The following is a 20,734-nucleotide window of genomic DNA, read 5'->3' as shown; positions in this document are numbered from 1 at the left end:
AACTTAATAAGGATTTGTAATGAAAAAAATTATTTTTGCTTTAACACTTGTAACTGTAACAACACATGTAGCAACCGCTCAAACAGAAAAAGAAATACATTATAATGCAGCGAATGCATTAAATTTCACTGAGAATAATACATCGTATTCTAATCAAAAATCGATTAATAACCACTTGAGTAAGGCGGGTATTTCAGTCAACGATAATATCAACTCAACCCAATCATTTCTTCAATTAGATAGACATACTCAAGCTGCTACCGCATTGAATTTTACTCAAAATAGTACCTCCCCAGCAATGCAGAATATGATCAGTAGCCACCAAAACCAATCACCTAACTATAAAAAATCGATGGTAAAAGTTGCAAAACCATTTTCCGATATGAATGAAAATGAAAAAGCCGTCACCATGTTAAACTTTCATAAAAATAGTTCATCTGCTTCTATACAAAGTAAAATAATAGGACATTCAAAAAATAATTAATTATAACTTTAAAACCATATTATTAAATAAATATTAATATGGTTTTAAATTAAAAAAATAAAATTTAGATATAGACACAACGAATAGATTTTATTTGACCAATTTCATTTTTTATTACTAAATTGATTGAATATTTATTGAACATCAAGAAAAATAAGTTATTATTTCTAAGCAGTTCATTTCAATACTAACTTTAAAAGGTGATTATATGTTTAAAAAATCAATCATATTTGCATTTTTATTATTTCCAACTCTCTCTTTCGCTACTCCTATTCTTCCTTTCCCACCAGAGCCACCTATCCTAGATATAGACGTAAACGTAGCCTATAACGGGGATGATGATGATGTTTGGTTTAACGTAAAAGGAGATGATGATGATGTTTGGCTGAACATCAAATAAAATTCAGAATACATCAAACAAAGCTTAAGGTAATTCCCTTCATAATATATAGCCTTATATCCTTTTAATATACTACATTAGGAAACATAGGCCTATATGCTGTTAAAATCAATGGTAAAGTGGAATTGTATTTTAATATATTCCACTTTACTATCCTACCCCATAAAACCCTAATCTTATGATAATTAATTTTAAAACAAAACATTACCTGGCAAATTATTAATTAATTATCTCAAATGATTCATTATTAATAAATCATTTAAAATACGCACAAAAAAATAAATAATGTTATTTTATATTAACAGTGAACTAAATTTAATTTCACTCTTAGATGAAAATATTAATTACTTATTCAAAATCATGAATTACAATTTCCTTGCAGTTCACTTCAATTTAAACTTTTAATCGAGGATTTTATATGTATAAAGCATCTATTGTCATAGTATCTTTATTATTCCCAATTCTAGCATCTGCAACTTCTTTCCAAGAAAAACATTCTGACAATACTTCGACTTATTCTACTATTTATGAACAAAACCATGGAGGAAATGGAGGGAATGGCGGTCACGGTGGTAATGGAGGAAATGGTGGTAATGGAGGGAATGGCGGCCATGGTGGTAACGGCGGTAATGGCGGCAACGGTAGATAATATATCTCGTCACTAAATATTTCCCTCCTCACTCGATGAGGGGGGAACAGAGGAATTTATCATGTATAAAAATTACATTTCACTTGGCGTCTTATTAATTAGTTCTATTTCATTTTCAGCATACTCTCACTCCTTATTTAATACCCCATCTAATTGTTTATTAAAAAATGAACTCAATATAAATGAAATTAATAATAAAGTATGTTCGATACTCCATGGCCAATATTACTATTCTAAAATGTTTAGCTTTGTAAGTTATGGACAAAACGGAAATTCGGGTCAAGCTGGAAATGATGGTCAAGGTGGCCATGGTGGTAACGGTGGTCATGGTGGACACGGTGGTGATGGCCAAAATGGAGGGAATGGCGGAACAGGATCAAATAACGGTAATGGTAGCAATGGCGGAAACGCAGAAAAAGGCAGTAATGGCAATGGAGGAAATGGCGGTAATGGCAGTGTAACTGGAGGTGATGGCGGAAATGGCGGTGATGGAGATGGTGGTGGTAGTGGTGGGAACGGCGGGAATGGAACTGTAAATGGCAATGGGGGAAATGGAGGACACGGGGGAACTAATGGCGGTAACGGAGGTAATGGGGGCAACGGCTCTGGTAGTGGTAATGGTGGCAATGGGGGCAATGGTAGCCAAGGAGGAAAAGGAGGACGCGGTGGACCTGATGGCGGTAGAGATGGGCACGATGGTATTAGCATTAGCTCAATGTGACAAATAAATCCGTTAGAAGTGAATAAGTGATGTGGCAATATGAAACCATATAATTATCTTTATAAAAGATGGTATTACCAATAAAAACGGAAGCTTTCGCTTCCGTTTTTCGTACATTTGCAATTTTTATTGCTTAGGTGCTAATTTCATTAAAAATGCGCGTAATTGTGCAAAGTCAGATGGTAAAAAGTGTGAGAGGAGTGGTAGTTCCGCACGCTCTGCTAACTCTTTCGGTAAAGGTATTGCCTTATTAAGAATTTCTTCAACACTTTCTTTAAACTTAGCTGGGTGTGCCGTGCCTAAAAACAGCCCGTATTCACCTTCTTGCAACTGGTCACGAAGCACACGATAAGCAACCGCAGCATGTGGCTCAGATAAATACCCTTTTTTATCTAATTCACGTACTGTCTCTTTAGTCACGTCGTCACTCACCGCTCCATGGCCTAATTCATCAAGGGACCAACCTTTACGGCGGAATAACTCTTCAATACGAGGCCAGTTGTTTGGCTGGCTAACATCCATGGCGTTCGATAATGTTGCCACAGTTTGCTTTGGTTTCCATTGCCCATCAACAAGGTAACGCGGCACAGTGTCATTTACGTTAGTTGCTGCAATAAAGCGTTTAACCGGTAGGCCCATTGATTTAGCTAATAAACCTGCCGTAAGGTCACCAAAATTACCACTCGGAACCGAGATCACTAATTGATCACGTTTTTCTGCTGGGATCTGCGCGACGGCTTCGAAGTAATAACAAATTTGAGCTAACAAACGACTGATATTGATCGAGTTCGCCGAGTTTAAATACAACGCCTTTTTCAGCTCTTCATCATCAAATGATTGTTTTACTAATGCCTGGCATGCATCGAAGTCATCTTTAATCGCAACCGTATGAATATTTTCACCCAGCGTGCAGAAGAGTTTCTCTTGCAGCGGGCTAATTTTTCCTTCTGGATAGAGAATAACAACTTGCACGTTCTTAAGACGATAGAATGCGTGTGCAACCGCGGCTCCTGTATCCCCAGAAGTGGCAGTCAAAATGGTCACCGGCTGCTCACCAGCTACTTGGCCCAATGCCTGAGCCATAAATCTGCCACCGAAGTCTTTAAATGCGAGTGTTGGCCCATGATATAACTCCAACGTTGCTACATCATCTTCAACCTTAGAAACTGGCGCAGGAAAAGCAAACGCGGTTTTAACACGTGCAGCTAATTCTTCTTGTGGAATTTCATCACCAATAAAGGCACTTAAAATTCGGCTGCTACGTGTGACGAAATCTAATTTTAATAATTCGTCGATTTCAGCCGCTGTAAACTCAGGTAAGTCTTGAGGAAAAAATAAACCTTGTTGCTTACCTAACCCCTGCTTAACCGCTTGTGCAAAACTTACTTGTTCATTGTTATCTTTTAAATTATACAGTTTCATTATTTACCCTATTGTCCTTGCCCCGGCCAGATCCAAACGGCAGATATGCACAAAGCCTTCATCATTCTGAATATAATGTTGTTGCAAGTAGCTCGCCATTTTTTCAGCGATATGTTTCTCATCGCAAATAGCAAACAATGTTGGCCCTGAGCCAGAGATACCACAAGCCAATGCACCGATTTCTTTTGCATTTTGACGTGCTGCCGCAAAACCGGGTAATAATTGTGTACGATAAGGTTCTGCGACAACATCTTGGATCATCGTTGCGGCAAGTAACGGCTGGTTTGTATGGCATGCATGAATAAACCCTGATAAGTATCGGCCATGGTTTACTATATCGTGGCGTGGATAGCTATCAGGCAGGATCGCACGCGCTTCTGCTGTCGATACCTTAATTCCAGGGTAAGCCATAACCCAATACCAATTTTCAAATGCAGGTACAGGCTGAGAAATAATGCCATTTTGTTCGATAATCAGCTGCAAACCACCTAAAAAACACGGTGCGACGTTATCATAGTGCACACTTCCTGAAATACGCCCTTCGAGCTCCCCCATCATGCCAAGCAGTTGAGTATCATCGAATGGTTTCTCTGCAAATTCGTTAAGCGCCATCAGTGCAGCGACAACAGAACAGGCGCTAGAACCGAGCCCTGAACCAATTGGCATATTTTTTTCAAGCGTCATCGCGACATTTAATGGCCTACCAAGGCGCTCACAAAACAACTGCCAGCACTGGTAAACAATATTGTGTTCATTTTTTTTCGGCAGCTTAGCAACGAATTTTCCTTGATTCGTCAGGGAAAAAGTATCCGCAGCTTCAATTGTTACACAATCACCTAATAGTGAACCGTCAGCAGGCGAAACAGCCGCCCCAAGGACATCAAACCCGACGCTCACATTACCAATTGAAGCCGGTGCATAAACTTTAATCACTTATTAAACTCCCAATTTCCATGAAAGGGTACGCAGCATATCCGCAAATACACCAGCAGCAGTAACATCATTACCTGCGCCATAACCTCTTAATACTAAAGGAATTGGTTGGTAATAGCGTGTATAGAAAGCCAGTGCATTTTCACCATTTTTAACCTTGAAGAGTGGGTCATTGCCATCAACAGCCACAATTTTCACTTGGCAGCGCCCTTCTTCAATCAGCCCAACATAGCGTAACACTTTTTCTTCCGCTTCTGCGGCTTTTATACGCTGTGCAAATTGCTCGTCGAGTTGTGGCAAACGTGCCATAAACTCAGAAACAGGGCCACTGCTATCAAAGTCAGAAGGTAAAACAGGTTCAATTTCAATATCTTGCAGTTCTAAATGATAACCCGCTTCACGCGCTAAAATTAATAATTTACGCGCAACATCCATACCTGATAAATCATCACGAGGATCTGGTTCTGTGAAACCTTTTTCTTTCGCAAGTGTTGTGGCTTCTGATAAAGACATACCTTCGTCTAATTTACCAAAAATGAATGATAAAGAGCCTGATAAAATTCCGCTAAAGTGAACCAATTCATCCCCTGCATTCAGTAAGTTTTGTAGGTTTTCAATAACTGGTAACCCTGCACCTACGTTAGTGTCATAGAGGAATTTACGTTTCGAGGTTTCACTTGCCGCACGTAATTGATGGTAGTAATCCATCGATAATGTATTGGCTTTTTTATTCGGTGTAACCACATTAAAGCCGTCTTTCAAGAAATTGACATACTGCTCTGCGATTTCCTGATTTGATGTGCAATCAATAATGACAGGGTTCAAGAAATGGTATTCACGTTCTAAGCGAATTAAACGGCTTAAACTAAATGGCTCTTTCGCTTCCGCTAGCTCCGCTTTCCAGTTATCTAAATCAATCCCTTGCATATCCGTTAACATTGCACGTGAATTTGCAATACCACATACACGCAGATCAATATGCTTTTGTTTTAACCATTGTTGCTGGCGGTGAATTTGTTCAATTAATGCATTACCAACACCACCCACACCGATGATAAAGGCTTCGATAACTTGCTCTGCATTAAATAGCATTTGGTGACATAAGCGTACCGCTGTTGTGGCAGACTCATTGGCAATAACGGCAGAAATAGAACGTTCAGAAGACCCCTGTGCGATAGCGACAATGTTGATGTTACCGCGAGTTAAAGCCGAGAAGAAACGCGCCGAAATGCCCTTCAAAGTGCGCATTCCATCCCCCACAACTGAAATAATCGCTAACTGTTCCATCACATCCAGTGGATCAAGTACGCCATCTTTCAGCTCTAAGTAAAATTCTTCTTCCAGTGCAGCGCGAGCTCTCACTAACTCATTTTGCGGAACACAAAAACTAATACTGTATTCCGATGAAGACTGTGTGATCAGAACGACAGAGATCCCTTTGCGAGACATGACGGAGAAAATGCGAGCAGCCATCCCCACCATCCCCTTCATTCCGGGGCCGGATACGTTGATCATCGCCATGTTATTCAGGTTGGTGATCCCTTTCACTGGCGTGCTCTCATCGGTTTGCCCATCACCAATTAAAGTACCTGGAGCGCTTAAATTAGTGGTGTTTTTTATCAGGCAAGGGATTTGGAATTGAGCAATTGGGGCGATGGTACGAGGGTGAAGGACTTTGGCTCCGAAGTAGGATAACTCCATGGCCTCTTGGTATGACATACCTTTTAACAAACGCGCATCAGGCACCAAACGCGGGTCACAAGTATAGACCCCATCAACATCAGTCCAAATTTCACAACAATCAGCACGTAAGCAGGCCGCTAAAACCGCAGCAGAATAATCAGACCCATTACGGCCTAATACTACTAATTCACCTTTTTCATTACCCGCTGTGAAACCTGCCATTAAAACAAAATGATCTTTCGGTATATTTAAATCGGCAATACGTTTAGTTGACTCATTTATATCAACCGTAGATTCAAGATAATGACCTTTCGCGAGTAAGCTCTCAACTGGGTTAATAACCGTCACATTATGGCCGCGTGCTTTTAGCACTGATTCCATAATGGCGATAGAGAGCTTTTCACCACGGCAGATAATTGATGCGTTAATGCTGTCCGGACATTGCCCGAGAAGAGTAATACCATGCAGTACTTGTTTGATTTGTGCGAATTCTTGTTCTGTCAGTTTTTTTAACCGATCATATTCAAAACCAGGTTGTTTTTCTTTTAATCCTTTTAAAAGGTTAGCAAAAATCATTTCAGCATCATTAACATGCGTGATGACATCTTGTCCTGCAACCGTTTTTTCAATCATAGCAACCAGATGGTTTGTGATTTTTGCTGGTGCAGATAGCACCAAAGCCACTTGTCCATCTGCTAGTTTACTTTCAGCGATGTCAGCAACATTCAGTACTCGTTCGTCATTTGCAACCGAAGTACCGCCAAATTTAAGCACACGCATGGTATTTCTCTCCTGAATTAACACCAAAAAAAAGCCCGCATCGGTTAAGTATGCGGGCTTTTTCATTTTTATTTTTTGGATGCGTCAGCCCGCCCCGTTTCCTGTGGTTACGGTGGTGGTGGTAATAATAATAGTCAGGCTGATATTACGCATAGATTCTGTCTGTCTCTTAGATTCTTTAAGTTTCTCCCTATACGGTTAAAGCAATTGGTATATTTTGTCAAATTTATTTGCAAAACATCCCTTTTATCTCCCTTTTTTTATTCGATAAATTATCTGCCAGCACGAAAAACTCATTCACAAAAAGACACTCATTACATCAAATGCAGTGTTAAAAACCAAGATAACAAAGATTTAAAGATTAATAATTTTTTACTCAATGAAAAACCAAAATGACTATTAAATAGGCAATAGAGATAGCCTTCAGTAATTTCCTGTGAAGAGAATCAAGATGAGAAGATGAGCAACAACGACCAGCTTAATTGATGCATTTAGCAGCTATATTTCTTATCATTTACCCCCATGTTCATCAATATATGAGCGCCAATAGCAACAGATTACACAGGTACGTATTAATACTTAGCCCCATGACTTTTTCATTCGTTTAAATTACAAACAGATGCTATGGAATTGTTAAAAAATAGTCACATCAAAACAAAATAAGTATTTTTCCTAATTAAATGAAACAAAAAATTACAGACTAAATATTTACATCCCGTTATCTCTAACAAGATAAATTTTTCACCTTTTTTTGTAGCAAAATAACATTTCAAAATTGGAGGTAGGTCACAAATTAAACATTATTTATGATGGTATATTTAACCCATTGAAGACTATATTCATTAATACCCAGCCGAAGCCCCCTTGGGCATCAACTATTCCCCTTTTTTAGACGCTATCTGATTCCTAAACACTGCATTAATTTATATAATTATCTACCTAACAATTTTTGTTAACGTGCTACAATTGATTTTGATATGTATCAACAAAAGTTAGTTTTTTAGGTGGTAAATGCAGTATTAGCTGTTATATTGCTGTTAACAGTACAATATTGGGAAAGTGCTTATATTTTGGCTTGTTGTTAAAGTCTTTTGCCCAAGATGGCAACATAATGGCACTATTGAATTTCAAAACAAATTTATACTCATAAACGTGTTTTTCCAGAGAAAAATATCAATAACCACCTAACTGGAAACGGCTTGTGAGTTCAGTATTTTTATTTTAATACTTTAGGTAGCAACTATGCAGACCCCACACATTTTGATTGTTGAAGATGAAATTGTCACACGCAATACGCTTAAAAGCATATTTGAAGCGGAAGGCTATGTGGTTCATGAGGCAACTGATGGCGAAGAGATGAATAATGTTCTCTCTGAGCATGACATCAATTTAGTCATCATGGATATTAATTTACCAGGTAAAAACGGTTTACTACTTGCTCGCGAACTTCGTGAACAAGAAAGCATTGCGTTAATGTTCTTAACAGGACGTGATAACGAAGTCGATAAAATCCTTGGCCTTGAAATTGGTGCTGATGACTATATCACTAAACCATTTAACCCACGTGAACTGACTATTCGTGCGCGCAACCTACTGTCTCGTACTATGAATTTAGCGGGTGGTACGGAAGAACGTCGTTTAGTGGAAAGCTATAAGTTTAATGGTTGGGAATTAGACATCAACAGCCGTTCATTAGTCAGCCCTGCTGGTGAGCACTACAAATTACCACGTAGTGAATTCCGTGCGATGCTACATTTCTGTGAAAACCCAGGAAAAATTCAGACTCGCGCAGACCTGCTGAAAAAAATGACAGGCCGTGAATTGAAACCACATGATAGAACTGTTGACGTAACGATCCGTCGTATTCGTAAACATTTTGAATCAACACCTGATACGCCAGAAATCATTGCAACCATCCACGGTGAAGGCTATCGCTTTTGCGGTGATTTAGACGAATAATCAATTTTGAATTGATATTCAAAAAACCGGCTAAATAGCCGGTTTTTTATCATCTAAATTAATCACCAAGGCATAATTGGTACTGCACTTAACGCATTTTTTGGTGAGCCGTCGATCATCTTATCTGAATAAGTCAAATAAATTAATGCATTACGTTTTGGATCGTAAAAGCGTACAACTTGTAATTTTTTGAATACTAAAGACGTTCGTTTTTGAAAGACAACTTGCCCTTTCGTCGGTTTGCGTTTGACACGGTCATTTAACTCGATCGGCCCAACTTGCTGACATGAAATGGCAGCATCAGAGGTGTCTTCTGCTAAACCTAAGCCCCCTTTGATCCCCCCTGTTTTTGAACGACTTAAATAACAAGTCACATTGTCAACATCAGGGTCATCAAATGCTTCAACAACAATTTTATGATCAGGGCCGAAAATTTTAAAAACAGTATCGACTGAACCAATTTCCTCAGCAAATGTGATGCTCGGCAACACTGATAATAATGCCGCAAGTATGATATTTTTTAATCTGGAACAACGCATACTGAATTTCCTATTCAACTAAAAATCGATAAAACCTCGTAGTGGCACAAGATTTATTATTCACTTTCTTAACTAATTATCAAATACAACTCATTTACTATAAACGAAAAAGATAACTTGATATAGAATAGCAATTCATTGATAGATTATATCTGTTCTATAAGTCGCATTGGCTGGGGATATACATGGATCAAACTAATATTATTCGCGACTTGCTTCGCTGGATAGATGACAATCTGGATAAACCACTCTCGCTAGATAATGTTGCCGCAAAAGCGGGCTACTCTAAGTGGCATTTACAAAGAATGTTCAAAGAGGTGACAGACCAAGCGATTGGGGCTTATATTCGAGCTAGAAGGCTTTCTCGTGCAGCGGTTGCATTGCGGCTAACAAGCCGACCAATTCTTGATATTGCTCTGCAGTATCGATTTGATTCGCAACAAACTTTTACTCGAGCCTTTAAAAAGCAATTTAACCTAACTCCAGCGTTTTATCGTCGGAGTGAAGAATGGTGCGCTGCAGGTATTTGCCCACCGATTATTTTAGATAATCACACCAATATTGAACATGAATTCCTACAAATGCCAGCACAAGAGCTGGTTGGCTTGGAACAAAGTTGCTCTTATGCACTAGAAGAGTGGTCGACCGCTTGTTCCCAAATGCGCCAAACATTTTGGCACTACTATTTGGATAATACGACGACTATTGCGTCTGAAGTTTTTGGCTTGCACCATGCCATTCATAATCCAGAAAAAGAAGATGAACAAACGGTATTCTATACCACTGCGGTAAAACCTGAGGATGCGAGTTTTAACACTGACCAGTACACGAGTTTAACGTTACCAAGTGGCCATTATGTTAAATTTTCGTTCAATGGGACGCCAACTCGAGATGCATTACAAGAGTTTTTGTACCAAATTTATGGCGTATATTTGCCTAAGCTGAATTTAACGCGTCGACCAGGTTATGATATCGAACATTATCGATTAAAAAACATCGATTTACGTCATATCACCCCAGAAAATGATGACCCCAAGACACACATCGATACCTTTGATTATTATGTACCAATCAAAACAGGTTCGACCATAACCCCTTAAAGCAGAGGAGTTTCAGTTTGTTGAAACTCCTTTTTCTAAATAGTTAACCTTGTTGCTCATCGAGAGCTGGCTGCGATAAGTGTGTAACCTCACCGGCTGTTTCAACTATCCAACCATTCGCAAGCCATGGGCTATTTTGGTAATCAACACGAGATAACGAACAGTTACGTAAACGTAGACGGCGTTCTGAATAGGCAGGAACCCCCATAATACGGCTAATTAACGTACTTAGCGCAATACCATGGCTAACAATCAGTGGGCGGCTACCTTCAGGCAAATCTAAACAGCTATTTAGTGCTGCAAACATACGTGTATACAGCTCCTCCATTGATTCACCCTCTGGAATTCGTCCTCCACGAGTCCCATCAATTAAGCTTTTGCGCCACTGTTCTTCCTCTGGCGTTAACGACTCTATTGCTCTTTGTTCAAGAACGCCCATATTTAGTTCACGTAGACGCGGTTCTGTGGTAATTTCACATTCGCATACACTTGCAATTATTTGTGCAGTTTCCAGTGTGCGTCCCATATCACTAGTGATAATATGGGTAATGCCTTCTGACTTTATCCTCTCAGCCACCTGCCTTGCTTGCAGTCGTCCAGTGGCGGTCAGAGGGCTATCGGATTGTCCCTGGATGCGACGAGCTAAATTCCATTCAGTTTCGCCATGGCGAACAAGATAAACCTGTAACATAGATGTGTTCCGTTATTACTTTTCGAAGTATGTGTTCAAAGGAAAATAATTAATGTACCAAGTTATAGCTGCAACGACTAATCCTGCCAAAATTAAAGCGATTCATCTTGCTTTCGATGCTGTTTTTGGGGCTGGCAGTTATCAAATTGAAGATATTAATGTCGATAGCAGTGTTCCACAGCAACCTATCGGTAATAATGAAACCCGTACTGGGGCTAGACAGCGCGTTATGGCCTCTAGGCAAGTTCGCCCCGAAGCGGATTTTTGGGTTGGTATTGAAGCAGGTATCGAAGACGATATGACATTTGCTTGGATAGTGATTGAGCATAAGCAAATACGCGGCGAATCTCGCTCTGCCAGTATTATGATCCCAGAAAAAATTCTGGCGGGTATTCGTGAAGGCCGCGAACTCGGTGATGAAATGGCCTTTTTAACAGGCATCGATAATATCAAACAACAAGGTGGTGCCATTGGTTTTTTCACTGATGGGGTATTAACTCGCACTAGTGTTTACCAACAAGCCTTGATATTGGCCTTAGTTCCCATTAAGCATGAAATTTATAAAGAGCTAAACCAAGTAGAAGATTAATTATACTTAAAATAATTAAAATTGCATGTGCGATTAAACACCACTCTTTTCACACTAAAGTATGGGAAACCATACTTTTTTTATGCCTATTTATCTAAAATATAAATACCCTTTATATTCTAAATAGCTCGGATTGTGGGAAAAAAGCGGCAAGAGAGCAGCAGCATACACAAGTATGTGACTAGGGCGAATGAACTAAGCCAACCCCCCTACAAATTGAAATATAAAAATATGAATACTCAAAATAGTTCGAATTGTAGGTAGGCGGCAAGTGATGCTAAGCCCTAGGAGCATACACAAGTATGTGACTAGGGTTAGCAAACGTAGCCAACACCCCTACAATTTGAAATACAATAAATACCAATACGCTAAATAGTTTGGGTTGTGGCTAGGCGGCAAGTGAGGTTATCCCGATGAGCATACACAAGTATGCGATTCGGGTAACCGAATGCAGCCAACAACGCCACAGCGCAAAATATGACGCGTATTTTAGAGAAGTTGCTGCTCTAACCACTCCTTCACAGAAATAGGCGCTGACTTTAAGCTATTCGAACCCCGAGTAATAGTTGCTATTCCCACTCCTAGCTCATTTTTCAGTTCTCTTTGGCTCATTTCACCGCGCATCAGTTCTTGTACAATTTTAACGCGAGTCGCTAACGCTGTACGCTCATCTGGCGTGAGTAATAACTGAAGAACTGGCAGATGAATATCTTGTTCAAATGCCAATTGTAATAAATTCACAAAGCGCAGCCAGTCAGCGTTCTCATCGGCAGTCAGCGCCGGGTCATGTTGTTGATTTGCTGTCATCGTTTATCCACCCATACTATTTAACTAGTACAAATAATAACACACTCTTATTAGAAATCATCAACCAAACGCTTTTCAAGCTTCAACAATACAAAAAATAACCAAATTTCATTTAGTTACTGCGTTAATACGCTAAATAGTTTGAGTTGTGATTAGGCGACCAGCGAGGATAGCTCGGGGAGCATACACCTGTATGCAACTAAAGCTAACATACGAAGCCCCTATAAATCGAAATATAAAAATATGAATACTCAAAATAGTTCGGATTGTAGGTAGGCGGCAAGTGTGCTAAGCCCTAGGAGCATACACAAGTATGTGACTAGGGTTAGCAAACGTAGCCAACACCCCTACAATTCGAAATATGAAGAGTATTTTTAGTATTTCATATTCCATTCATTCGAAAGCAACACCTTACTATTCTTCTGCCCCATAAAATGTCGATAAAATAAATCATACGATAGAACATTTTTCACATAACCGCGGGTTTCTGAGAACGGGATGCTTTCAACAAATGCGACTGCATCAATACGCCCACCACTGTTACCTAACCAACGAGTCACACGGGATGGGCCTGCATTATAAGCCGCACTGGCTAAAATACGGTTATTACCAAATTGCTGATAAACATCTTCCAGATACGCCGTCCCTAGTTCAATATTGGTCGTAGGATTGGTCAACTGGCTCGCATTCACATAATTAATACCTTGCTTTTGTGCGGTATGTTTTGCTGTCGCTGGCATCAACTGCATCAAACCTGTCGCACCAACGGGCGAGCGAGCTTGTGGGTTCCATGCACTTTCTTGGCGAGCAATGGCCATTGCATAGCTTTTTTGAATATCTTTCGACTTGGTATATAAATTGAATTCTTTATCCCATGCTAATGGGAAACGTTCTTCTAGGTGATCCCAAAGTTTAGCTGTGATAGTCGCTTGAACACTGAGGTCAGCCCATTTATTATCAAACGCATAACGAGCCAATTGCTCTTGCTGGTTTGCTGGAAGCGATGCCACTAAACTCACCCATTCAGAACGAGCGAGGTTGTCTAGCTCCCAATACATTAACTCTCTAACCCGCTGAACTTCTGGGAGTTTATTAATGCTTGAGTCTGGCTTAACGGCCGTTTTAACGTATACAGGGTAATCTACTTCTAAGACTTGTGCTGCAACCATTGGGTAGAAACCGCGTTTTTCAGTTAATTGGCGAAGTAACGTCTCACCTTCTGCTTTTTTACCTGCATCAATTAACGTGATGGCCTGCCAATATTGCCACTCTTCTTTATTTTTCACTTCCGCTGGCAAGCGTTTTAACCATGACGCGACACCGGTTTTATCACCAGCTCCCAACGCTAAACGAACACGACGCTCTTTCAATGACGATGAATTGCTTTCTTGAATGGTCTCATCACGCCATTGGGCCTGTTCAGGGGTCACATCACCCATATATTGCCAAGCAATACTGTCTTTAAGTAACTGCTTTTCTGCCATATTCATTTTTTGTGCAGAACTTATGCTATTAAGTACTGTACGAGCCGCATCAGGAGATTGGCGCGCATAACGGCTAAAGGCCGCGATGGTGGCTTGGCGAGTAAAATCCGTTGGCGTCATCGTTTTAGCGAATGTCACGACTGAAGCAGGGTCATTTTGTAATTTCACTAGCGCATCACCAATCGTTTTATAACTGGTTGGTAAGCGTTTTGCTAAATAACTAGCAATCGATGTATTGCCCTCTTTTATGGCTAAATTAATACGTTCAAGGGTCATCTCAGGGGTTAAATAACCCGCTTTTTCCCATTCGTTAAATAATTTATCACAAGCACTCGGCATTGAACGGCCATTTAACCAAGCTTTTTCTGCCCCTTGCCAAGCAACTTGTTTATTTCCCACAGCCCAATTAGCAAAATAAAAATTACATTGGGCTTCGGCAGGTTTTGGCGCCTCAGGGCTAAATTCAAGCAGCGATTTCCACTCTTGGCGGCGAGCTAGTTCGTTGACAAAGCGTGTTTTGAGATTTTTAGCGACAGGCAAGGTTGGGTAGGTATTAATAAACTCCTGAACTTGTCGTGGCGAGATAATATCCAAGTCTTGAGTTAACTCACGATAAGCGAGATAAGGGTAAAGTGGATAATCATGCAAGGTCGGCAGCAAGCGCTCGACTTCATCCATTTTATTGGCATCCCATGCAACCTTAATTGCCTGATAACGCTCCCGTTGTGCCTGTAAGGAATCCGCCCATACTGCGCTGGAAACCAGCAACATTGTCACAGGTACTGCCGCTAACCAACCTTTCATATTCACTCGCTCCATCGCTAAACTAAAGTCAAAATACAGGAAAGACCTTAACCTATATATACCCCAAATAATTCGAGTTGCAGGCAAGCGACAAGCGAAGATAGACAGGGGCATAGATAAACTATGCGACTCGGCTAGCTGAGCGTAGTCACTTATACCTCAACGAAAAGCGCTGCGACTTGAAGGATTATGGGTATATTAAACATATATCAATAATGTTAATGCTACCGAAAGTTTTTATTTAGTAACAGCAGAGAGTTCTTGAATTTTTCGACTTTACAGTCTTTTACGTACCATTCAGTCCATGAATGACTTACAACCTTCCCTCCGCGGAAATAAAGGTTTAATGGCGGGGCGTTTTTCCAAAGAAGCTTGCCAAAGTTCATACTGGGCTTGCATCTCAACCCACATTTCAGCACTGGTTCCGAGTGCCATTTCTAATCGTATCGCCATATCTGCCGAAATACCGCTATTACCGTTGAGAATACGCGAGAGAGTTGTACGTGTTACCTCCAATGCTTTTGCAGCTTCAGTGACTGAAATACCCTCTAAATATTCACGTAAAACGATACCCGGATGTACTGGATTATGCATTTTGCTCATTATGTTCACCTTACTTAATGATAATCTTGATAATCAACGAGAATGGCATCTTCACCCTCAAATTTAAATGTGAGTCGCCAGTTTCCATTCACTGATATTGCCCAATGATGCTGCAAATCTCCCCGTTTTAATTGATGGAGATTCCAACTTGGTGCAGACATATCTTGTGGTTTTTTAGCAACATTGAGCGCAGTCAGTTGTACCCGTAACTTTGTTATGTGCTTCGATTGAATACCAGACGTAATGCCCATTTTAAAAAAGTGTTCAATTCCTTTATGTTTAAAACTTTTTATCATGGCCAACTCCTTGTATAGCGTATAGACACACTATACACCCACAAATTGATAATAGAAAGTCATCAAGCTTGTATCACTGAGAGGGATGGATGATCTTCTGATGTTCAGGTATAGTTCTAGAAAATTATATAGCTGTTTATTAAATGCTTTTCAGCCTAAGCTTGTTAAAGCAAAAATAGACTAAAAAACTAAAATTCCCTTTACAAATCAAAAGGTAAATAAATTGGCTCAATACGTCTACAGTATGTATCGGGTTGGAAAAATTGTTCCACCGAAACGTCATATTTTAAAAAATATCTCTCTGAGCTTCTTTCCGGGGGCTAAGATCGGTGTTTTAGGTCTTAACGGTGCCGGTAAATCAACGTTACTGCGTATTATGGCGGGTATTGATACCGATATCGAAGGTGAAGCACGTCCACAACCGGGTCTGAAAATCGGCTATCTTCCGCAAGAACCGAAGCTAAACCTTGAGCACACCGTACGCGAAGCTGTTGAAGAAGCGGTTAGCGAAGTGAAAAATGCATTAACACGCTTAGACGAAGTTTATGCAGCTTACGCGGAAGAAGGGGCAGATTTCGATAAACTCGCGAAAGAGCAAGGCGAGTTAGAAGCCATTATCTCCGCACAAGATGGTCATAATTTAGACAACCAATTAGAGCGAGCGGCGGATGCACTGCGCCTGCCAGCTTGGGATGCTAAAATTGAAAACCTTTCTGGGGGTGAACGTCGTCGTGTCGCCATTTGCCGCTTACTACTCGAAAAACCCGATATGTTGCTGCTCGATGAGCCAACCAACCACTTGGATGCCGAGTCTGTTGCCTGGTTAGAGCGTTTCTTACACGACTACGAAGGTACTGTTGTGGCTATCACGCATGACCGTTACTTCTTAGATAACGTCGCGGGTTGGATCCTCGAACTTGACCGTGGTGAAGGTATTCCTTGGGAAGGTAACTACTCTTCTTGGCTTGAGCAAAAAGATGAACGTTTGGCGCAAGAAGCCTCCACAGAAGCCGCTCGTCGTAAATCTATCGAGAAAGAGCTTGAGTGGATCCGCCAAAATCCAAAAGGCCGTCAGGCTAAAGGTAAGGCGCGTTTGGCTCGCTTTGAAGAGCTCAATAGCGTTGAATATCAAAAACGTAATGAAACCAGCGAGCTATTTATTCCACCTGGGCCGCGTTTAGGGGATAAAGTTATCGAGGTTGAAAACCTAAGTAAATCTTATGGTGATCGCGTTCTGATTGATAACCTGAATTTCTCAATCCCGAAAGGGGCAATTGTGGGGATTATCGGTCCTAACGGTGCAGGTAAATCAACGCTGTTCCGTATGATTTCAGGCCAAGAGCAACCGGACTCCGGCTCAATCACGTTAGGTGATACCGTGAAAATTGCCTCTGTTGACCAGTTCCGAGATGCGATGGACGACAGCAAAACTGTCTGGGAAGAAATTTCCAACGGCCAAGACATCATGCGTATTGGTAACTTTGAAATTCCAAGTCGCGCTTATGTGGGTCGCTTTAACTTTAAAGGCGTTGACCAAGGTAAACGTGTTGGTGAGTTATCTGGTGGTGAACGTGGCCGTTTACACTTAGCCAAATTACTGCAAGTGGGCGGTAACGTCCTGTTACTCGATGAACCAACCAACGACCTCGACGTTGAAACTTTACGTGCGCTGGAAAACGCCCTGTTAGAGTTCCCTGGCTGTGCTATGGTTATTTCCCATGACCGTTGGTTCCTTGACCGTATTGCAACCCATATTATTGATTACCAAGACGAAGGTAATATTACGTTCTTCGAAGGTAACTTCTCTGAATATGAAGATTACAAAAAACGGACGTTAGGCGCGGAAGCGTTGCAGCCACATCGGATGAAGTATAAGCGTATGACCAAATAAATATTCTTCATTCTTCGGATTGCAGGGGTGTTGGCTTCATTTACTAACCCTAGTCACATACTGGTGTATGCTCCTAGGGACTCACTCTCTTGCCGCCTACCTATAATTCAAATTATTTAAGGGATCGATATCATATAGATAGAATCAAAACGGCATCGTCATTAGATGCCGTTTTTTATTGTGAGGCTTTATAAGTCATCCAACATCAGTAACTGCTGAACAAGGGTGACGCACTCCAAGAAACGTGTGTCATAATCTGAGGATTCTACACGCACAAATTCAATATTGTTTTTCTTAAGCATTTCAATGAGTAAGCCTTGGAACGCTTTCCGGTCTTTATCACTCCCCAAGCTTCTTAAACCATCAGCGACCCAAGGGGTGTTATTCTCTAAAACTATTACTAAATCGAATCGGTATTCGTCTATCAATGCCTGAACAAATGGATGCTCTTTGCCTTCATAGCGCAAACAAAAAGCTTGAGTCGTGACAAAGTCGGTATCAATAAATGCGACTTTATTAGCATATTTTACTGCAAAATCAATATATTGAGCGTGTCCCAAGGCGATTTTGTCGTAGTCAGAATATTGCAATGCCATCTCATCACCACCTAAGTGGCTAAACACATAGTCTCGGCCATATTCCCATGCACTGGATGTATTGAAAATATTGGCTAACTTATTGACTAACGTCGATTTACCACTTGACTCGCCACCAAGAATAGCGACTTTACGCACAAAAAAGGGTTTCACTTCAGTTGGAATATATTCCCAATAACGAAACGGCGCCTGACGAATTTGGTTACCGCTAATATTCATAAACGTGCGCTCAGGGTCAATCAAGATGGTTTCGATACCTAAGTATTTTTTATACCGCGGCACGTCATTCACTTCCCCTGAATAGATAAAACTTGGATTAATATTATGCTTTTTCAAAAAGCCTTTCATTCCATCACTCCACACTTCCCAACCGTGTGGATATGGCTCTATGCCATTTTCATCAAATGAGTGAATATGAATATTCTTTTGATATTTAAAAGTTTGTAATAACCAGCGTAAACGGTCGCTTACTGTGGGTTGTTGAGACATAGAACTGTTAACAAACAAGTCCTTATCACGGGGTTCATCATGGCAGAGAATGACGTGGAGCTCATCGACTTGGCTACATGCCCGTTGAATCAAATAAATATGCCCAGTATGTAATGGATAAAATTTGCCAAACACCACGCCAATCGTTTTTTGCTGAATAGGGTATTCAAGGCCTAAAAAACGATGCAATGCCGCGATTTTTTGTGCGCTGGGGCTTTTAATTTTGTCGTTAATCAACTGGCTGAGATAGCCTTTGGTCATATCTGTCGCATCCGCAACTTGCTGGAGCGTGTAACCCGCTCGTTTGATTGCGTTTTTAAGATAGTCAAATTCAGCCATGTATTTTCCTTTTACCCTAGATTAAAAGCTTATAGTTCATCCAAAATACTTAATGCGTCCGCTAACTTTTTCACGCCATACACTTTCATATCTGGCGGTGATTTCTTTGACATATTCGCATGGGGCACAATAGCACGCTTAAAACCATGTTTTGCTGCTTCAGAGATACGTTCCTGACCACTTGGAACTGGACGAATTTCCCCTGCAAGCCCCACCTCACCAAAGACCACCAGATCTCTAGGTAATGGGCGGTCGCGAAAACTCGAAACCAAAGAAAGTAATAGTGCTAAATCCGCACTGGTTTCAGTTACTTTTACCCCACCCACGACGTTGACAAAAACGTCTTGATCTGACATTTGCAAGCCACCATGACGGTGTAATACTGCCAATAAAATGGCCAAACGGTTTTGTTCAAGCCCGACCGCAACACGCCGTGGGTTAGACATCATCGAATGGTCTACTAGCGCTTGGATCTCCACCAGCAGCGGTCTTGTCCCTTCCCATACTACCATCACGGAGCTACCTGAGGTAATTTCGTCACCACGACTTAGGAAAATTGCAGAAGGATTACTGACCTCTTTAAGCCCTTGTTCTGTCATGGCAAATACGCCTAACTCATTGACTGCCCCAAAGCGGTTTTTATGGCTACGTAAGGTACGAAAGCGGTTATCCGCATCGCCATCTAGCATGATAGAACAGTCAATACAGTGTTCGAGGACTTTAGGTCCTGCTAATGAGCCATCTTTAGTGACGTGGCCAACCATAATAATGGCAACGCCACGGGTTTTCGCAAAACGGGTAAGGTAAGCCGCGGTTTCCCTGACTTGTGCCACACTGCCCGGAGAGGATTGAATATCTGCCATATGCATCACTTGGATGGAGTCAATCACCATCAGTTTGGGCTGTTCTTGCTCCGCTGTTAAACAAATTTGCTCAATACTGGTTTCTGACAGCATATTGAGTGAGTCAGTCGGTAGCCCTAAACGGTGCGCTCGCATCGCAACTTGTTGAAGTGACTCTTCCCCTGTCACATATAAGGTTTTCATTTCACGCGACAACAAACACATGGTTTGCAGCAATAAGGTACTCTTACCCGCTCCCGGGTTACCTCCAATTAGGATAGCACTGCCCGGTACGACTCCCCCGCCAAGTACGCGGTCAAACTCTTTAAAACCCGTAGTAAAACGAGGCAGTTCTTCAAGGCTAATATCAGACAACTTCTGAACCTTACTTACCCCAGCCGCATTCCCTGCATACCCCGTTAAGCGGTCATTACGCGATGAAGAGCTTGCAGAGGCCAGACGCACTTCTGTAATGGTATTCCATGCATGACAAGCACTACACTGCCCTTGCCAACGCGGATAATCCGCCCCGCAATCATTACAGACAAATGCCCTTTTAACCCCTTTCGCCACAGCAAACTCCTCATAAAATTCAATTTTGTTCTTAGTTCTTAGTTCTTAGTTCTTAGTTCT

20 protein-coding genes and 1 other annotated feature are annotated in these 20,734 nt (G+C 41.0%); of the genes, 8 read left to right on the top strand and 12 right to left on the bottom strand.

What is annotated here, in order from left to right; all coding sequences use genetic code 11:
- The first annotated feature begins 19 nt into the window (after nt 1-19).
- The 4 genes from M1F25_RS03335 (at nt 20) to M1F25_RS03320 (ending at nt 2,254) form a co-directional block, all read left to right on the top strand.
- Entirely contained in the window at nt 20-484 is a 465-nt protein-coding gene (locus M1F25_RS03335; RefSeq protein ID WP_110592429.1) for a hypothetical protein, read from the top strand.
- Between the two features lie 208 nt (nt 485-692).
- A complete protein-coding gene (locus M1F25_RS03330; protein ID WP_004905671.1) occupies nt 693-884 on the top strand; it encodes a hypothetical protein in 192 nt (63 codons plus the stop codon).
- 418 nt (nt 885-1,302) lie between these two features.
- Nucleotides 1,303-1,533, top strand: coding sequence for a hypothetical protein (locus tag M1F25_RS03325; RefSeq protein WP_036958562.1), 231 nt, complete (start codon nt 1,303-1,305; stop codon nt 1,531-1,533).
- Between the two features lie 61 nt (nt 1,534-1,594).
- Nucleotides 1,595-2,254 carry a hypothetical protein gene (locus tag M1F25_RS03320; protein WP_180312359.1) on the top strand — a complete coding sequence of 220 codons (660 nt, stop codon included), beginning with the start codon at nt 1,595-1,597 and terminating at the stop codon, nt 2,252-2,254.
- A 126-nt stretch (nt 2,255-2,380) separates the two neighbouring features.
- Here the strand turns inward: M1F25_RS03320 and thrC are convergent, their stop codons facing one another.
- The 4 genes from thrC to thrL all read right to left on the bottom strand — a co-directional run bounded on the left by thrC (nt 2,381) and on the right by thrL (nt 7,225).
- Complete coding sequence (thrC, locus tag M1F25_RS03315) at nt 2,381-3,676, bottom strand: threonine synthase (RefSeq protein ID WP_004905677.1); 1,296 nt, start codon at nt 3,674-3,676, stop codon at nt 2,381-2,383.
- Between the two features lie 3 nt (nt 3,677-3,679).
- Nucleotides 3,680-4,609, bottom strand: coding sequence for a homoserine kinase (gene thrB, locus M1F25_RS03310; protein ID WP_004905678.1), 930 nt, complete (start codon nt 4,607-4,609; stop codon nt 3,680-3,682).
- Nucleotides 4,610-4,612: 3 nt separating this feature from the next.
- Nucleotides 4,613-7,072 (bottom strand): bifunctional aspartate kinase/homoserine dehydrogenase I, encoded by a 2,460-nt coding sequence (gene thrA / locus M1F25_RS03305; protein WP_096864560.1) that lies wholly within the window; start codon nt 7,070-7,072, stop codon nt 4,613-4,615.
- Nucleotides 7,073-7,096: 24 nt separating this feature from the next.
- Nucleotides 7,097-7,218 (bottom strand) — a sequence feature (Thr leader region).
- Entirely contained in the window at nt 7,157-7,225 is a 69-nt protein-coding gene (thrL, locus tag M1F25_RS22435) for a thr operon leader peptide (RefSeq protein ID WP_071548816.1), read from the bottom strand. It overlaps the preceding feature by 62 nt.
- 1,089 nt (nt 7,226-8,314) lie before the next feature.
- Here thrL and arcA point away from each other — a divergent pair.
- On the top strand, nt 8,315-9,031 hold the full coding sequence (arcA, locus tag M1F25_RS03300; protein WP_004905684.1) for a two-component system response regulator ArcA: 717 nt from the start codon (nt 8,315-8,317) through the stop codon (nt 9,029-9,031).
- Nucleotides 9,032-9,093: 62 nt separating this feature from the next.
- Here the strand turns inward: arcA and creA are convergent, their stop codons facing one another.
- Nucleotides 9,094-9,570 carry a protein CreA gene (creA, locus tag M1F25_RS03295; protein ID WP_094961919.1) on the bottom strand — a complete coding sequence of 159 codons (477 nt, stop codon included), beginning with the start codon at nt 9,568-9,570 and terminating at the stop codon, nt 9,094-9,096.
- A gap of 185 nt (nt 9,571-9,755) precedes the next feature.
- On the opposite strand from creA, the gene robA reads away from it, so the two are divergent.
- Nucleotides 9,756-10,670, top strand: coding sequence for an MDR efflux pump AcrAB transcriptional activator RobA (robA, locus tag M1F25_RS03290; protein WP_004905689.1), 915 nt, complete (start codon nt 9,756-9,758; stop codon nt 10,668-10,670).
- A gap of 43 nt (nt 10,671-10,713) precedes the next feature.
- On the opposite strand, the gene gpmB is transcribed toward robA, so the two are convergent.
- Nucleotides 10,714-11,361 (bottom strand): 2,3-diphosphoglycerate-dependent phosphoglycerate mutase GpmB, encoded by a 648-nt coding sequence (gpmB, locus tag M1F25_RS03285; RefSeq protein ID WP_004905690.1) that lies wholly within the window; start codon nt 11,359-11,361, stop codon nt 10,714-10,716.
- A 52-nt stretch (nt 11,362-11,413) separates the two neighbouring features.
- Between gpmB and yjjX the strand changes: the two genes are divergently transcribed.
- Nucleotides 11,414-11,950: an inosine/xanthosine triphosphatase gene (yjjX, locus tag M1F25_RS03280; protein ID WP_004914743.1), complete on the top strand. Its 537-nt coding sequence runs from the start codon at nt 11,414-11,416 to the stop codon at nt 11,948-11,950.
- 489 nt (nt 11,951-12,439) lie between these two features.
- On the opposite strand, the gene trpR is transcribed toward yjjX, so the two are convergent.
- From trpR to M1F25_RS03260, 4 genes are all read right to left on the bottom strand, one after another.
- Nucleotides 12,440-12,757 carry a trp operon repressor gene (gene trpR / locus M1F25_RS03275; RefSeq protein ID WP_004905694.1) on the bottom strand — a complete coding sequence of 106 codons (318 nt, stop codon included), beginning with the start codon at nt 12,755-12,757 and terminating at the stop codon, nt 12,440-12,442.
- Between the two features lie 374 nt (nt 12,758-13,131).
- Complete coding sequence (gene sltY, locus M1F25_RS03270) at nt 13,132-15,045, bottom strand: murein transglycosylase (RefSeq protein WP_164454971.1); 1,914 nt, start codon at nt 15,043-15,045, stop codon at nt 13,132-13,134.
- Between the two features lie 297 nt (nt 15,046-15,342).
- Nucleotides 15,343-15,648 carry a HigA family addiction module antitoxin gene (locus tag M1F25_RS03265; protein ID WP_112308145.1) on the bottom strand — a complete coding sequence of 102 codons (306 nt, stop codon included), beginning with the start codon at nt 15,646-15,648 and terminating at the stop codon, nt 15,343-15,345.
- Nucleotides 15,649-15,662: 14 nt separating this feature from the next.
- A complete protein-coding gene (locus M1F25_RS03260) occupies nt 15,663-15,944 on the bottom strand; it encodes a type II toxin-antitoxin system RelE/ParE family toxin (protein ID WP_004905698.1) in 282 nt (93 codons plus the stop codon).
- Nucleotides 15,945-16,167: 223 nt separating this feature from the next.
- Here M1F25_RS03260 and ettA point away from each other — a divergent pair, with 223 nt between their 5' ends.
- A complete protein-coding gene (ettA, locus tag M1F25_RS03255; protein WP_004914750.1) occupies nt 16,168-17,835 on the top strand; it encodes an energy-dependent translational throttle protein EttA in 1,668 nt (555 codons plus the stop codon).
- 188 nt (nt 17,836-18,023) lie between these two features.
- Here the strand turns inward: ettA and nadR are convergent, their stop codons facing one another.
- Both nadR and radA read right to left on the bottom strand, forming a co-directional pair.
- Nucleotides 18,024-19,259, bottom strand: coding sequence for a multifunctional transcriptional regulator/nicotinamide-nucleotide adenylyltransferase/ribosylnicotinamide kinase NadR (nadR, locus tag M1F25_RS03250; RefSeq protein WP_094962742.1), 1,236 nt, complete (start codon nt 19,257-19,259; stop codon nt 18,024-18,026).
- Nucleotides 19,260-19,288: 29 nt separating this feature from the next.
- Complete coding sequence (gene radA, locus M1F25_RS03245; protein ID WP_181489280.1) at nt 19,289-20,674, bottom strand: DNA repair protein RadA; 1,386 nt, start codon at nt 20,672-20,674, stop codon at nt 19,289-19,291.
- Nucleotides 20,675-20,734 lie beyond the last annotated feature (60 nt).

The organism is Providencia sp. PROV109 (genome assembly GCF_033681625.1).
Classification (GTDB): domain Bacteria; phylum Pseudomonadota; class Gammaproteobacteria; order Enterobacterales; family Enterobacteriaceae; genus Providencia; species Providencia hangzhouensis.
The sequence above is the reverse complement of the archived record's forward strand: the minus strand, read 5'-3'. Positions and strand labels throughout refer to the sequence as shown.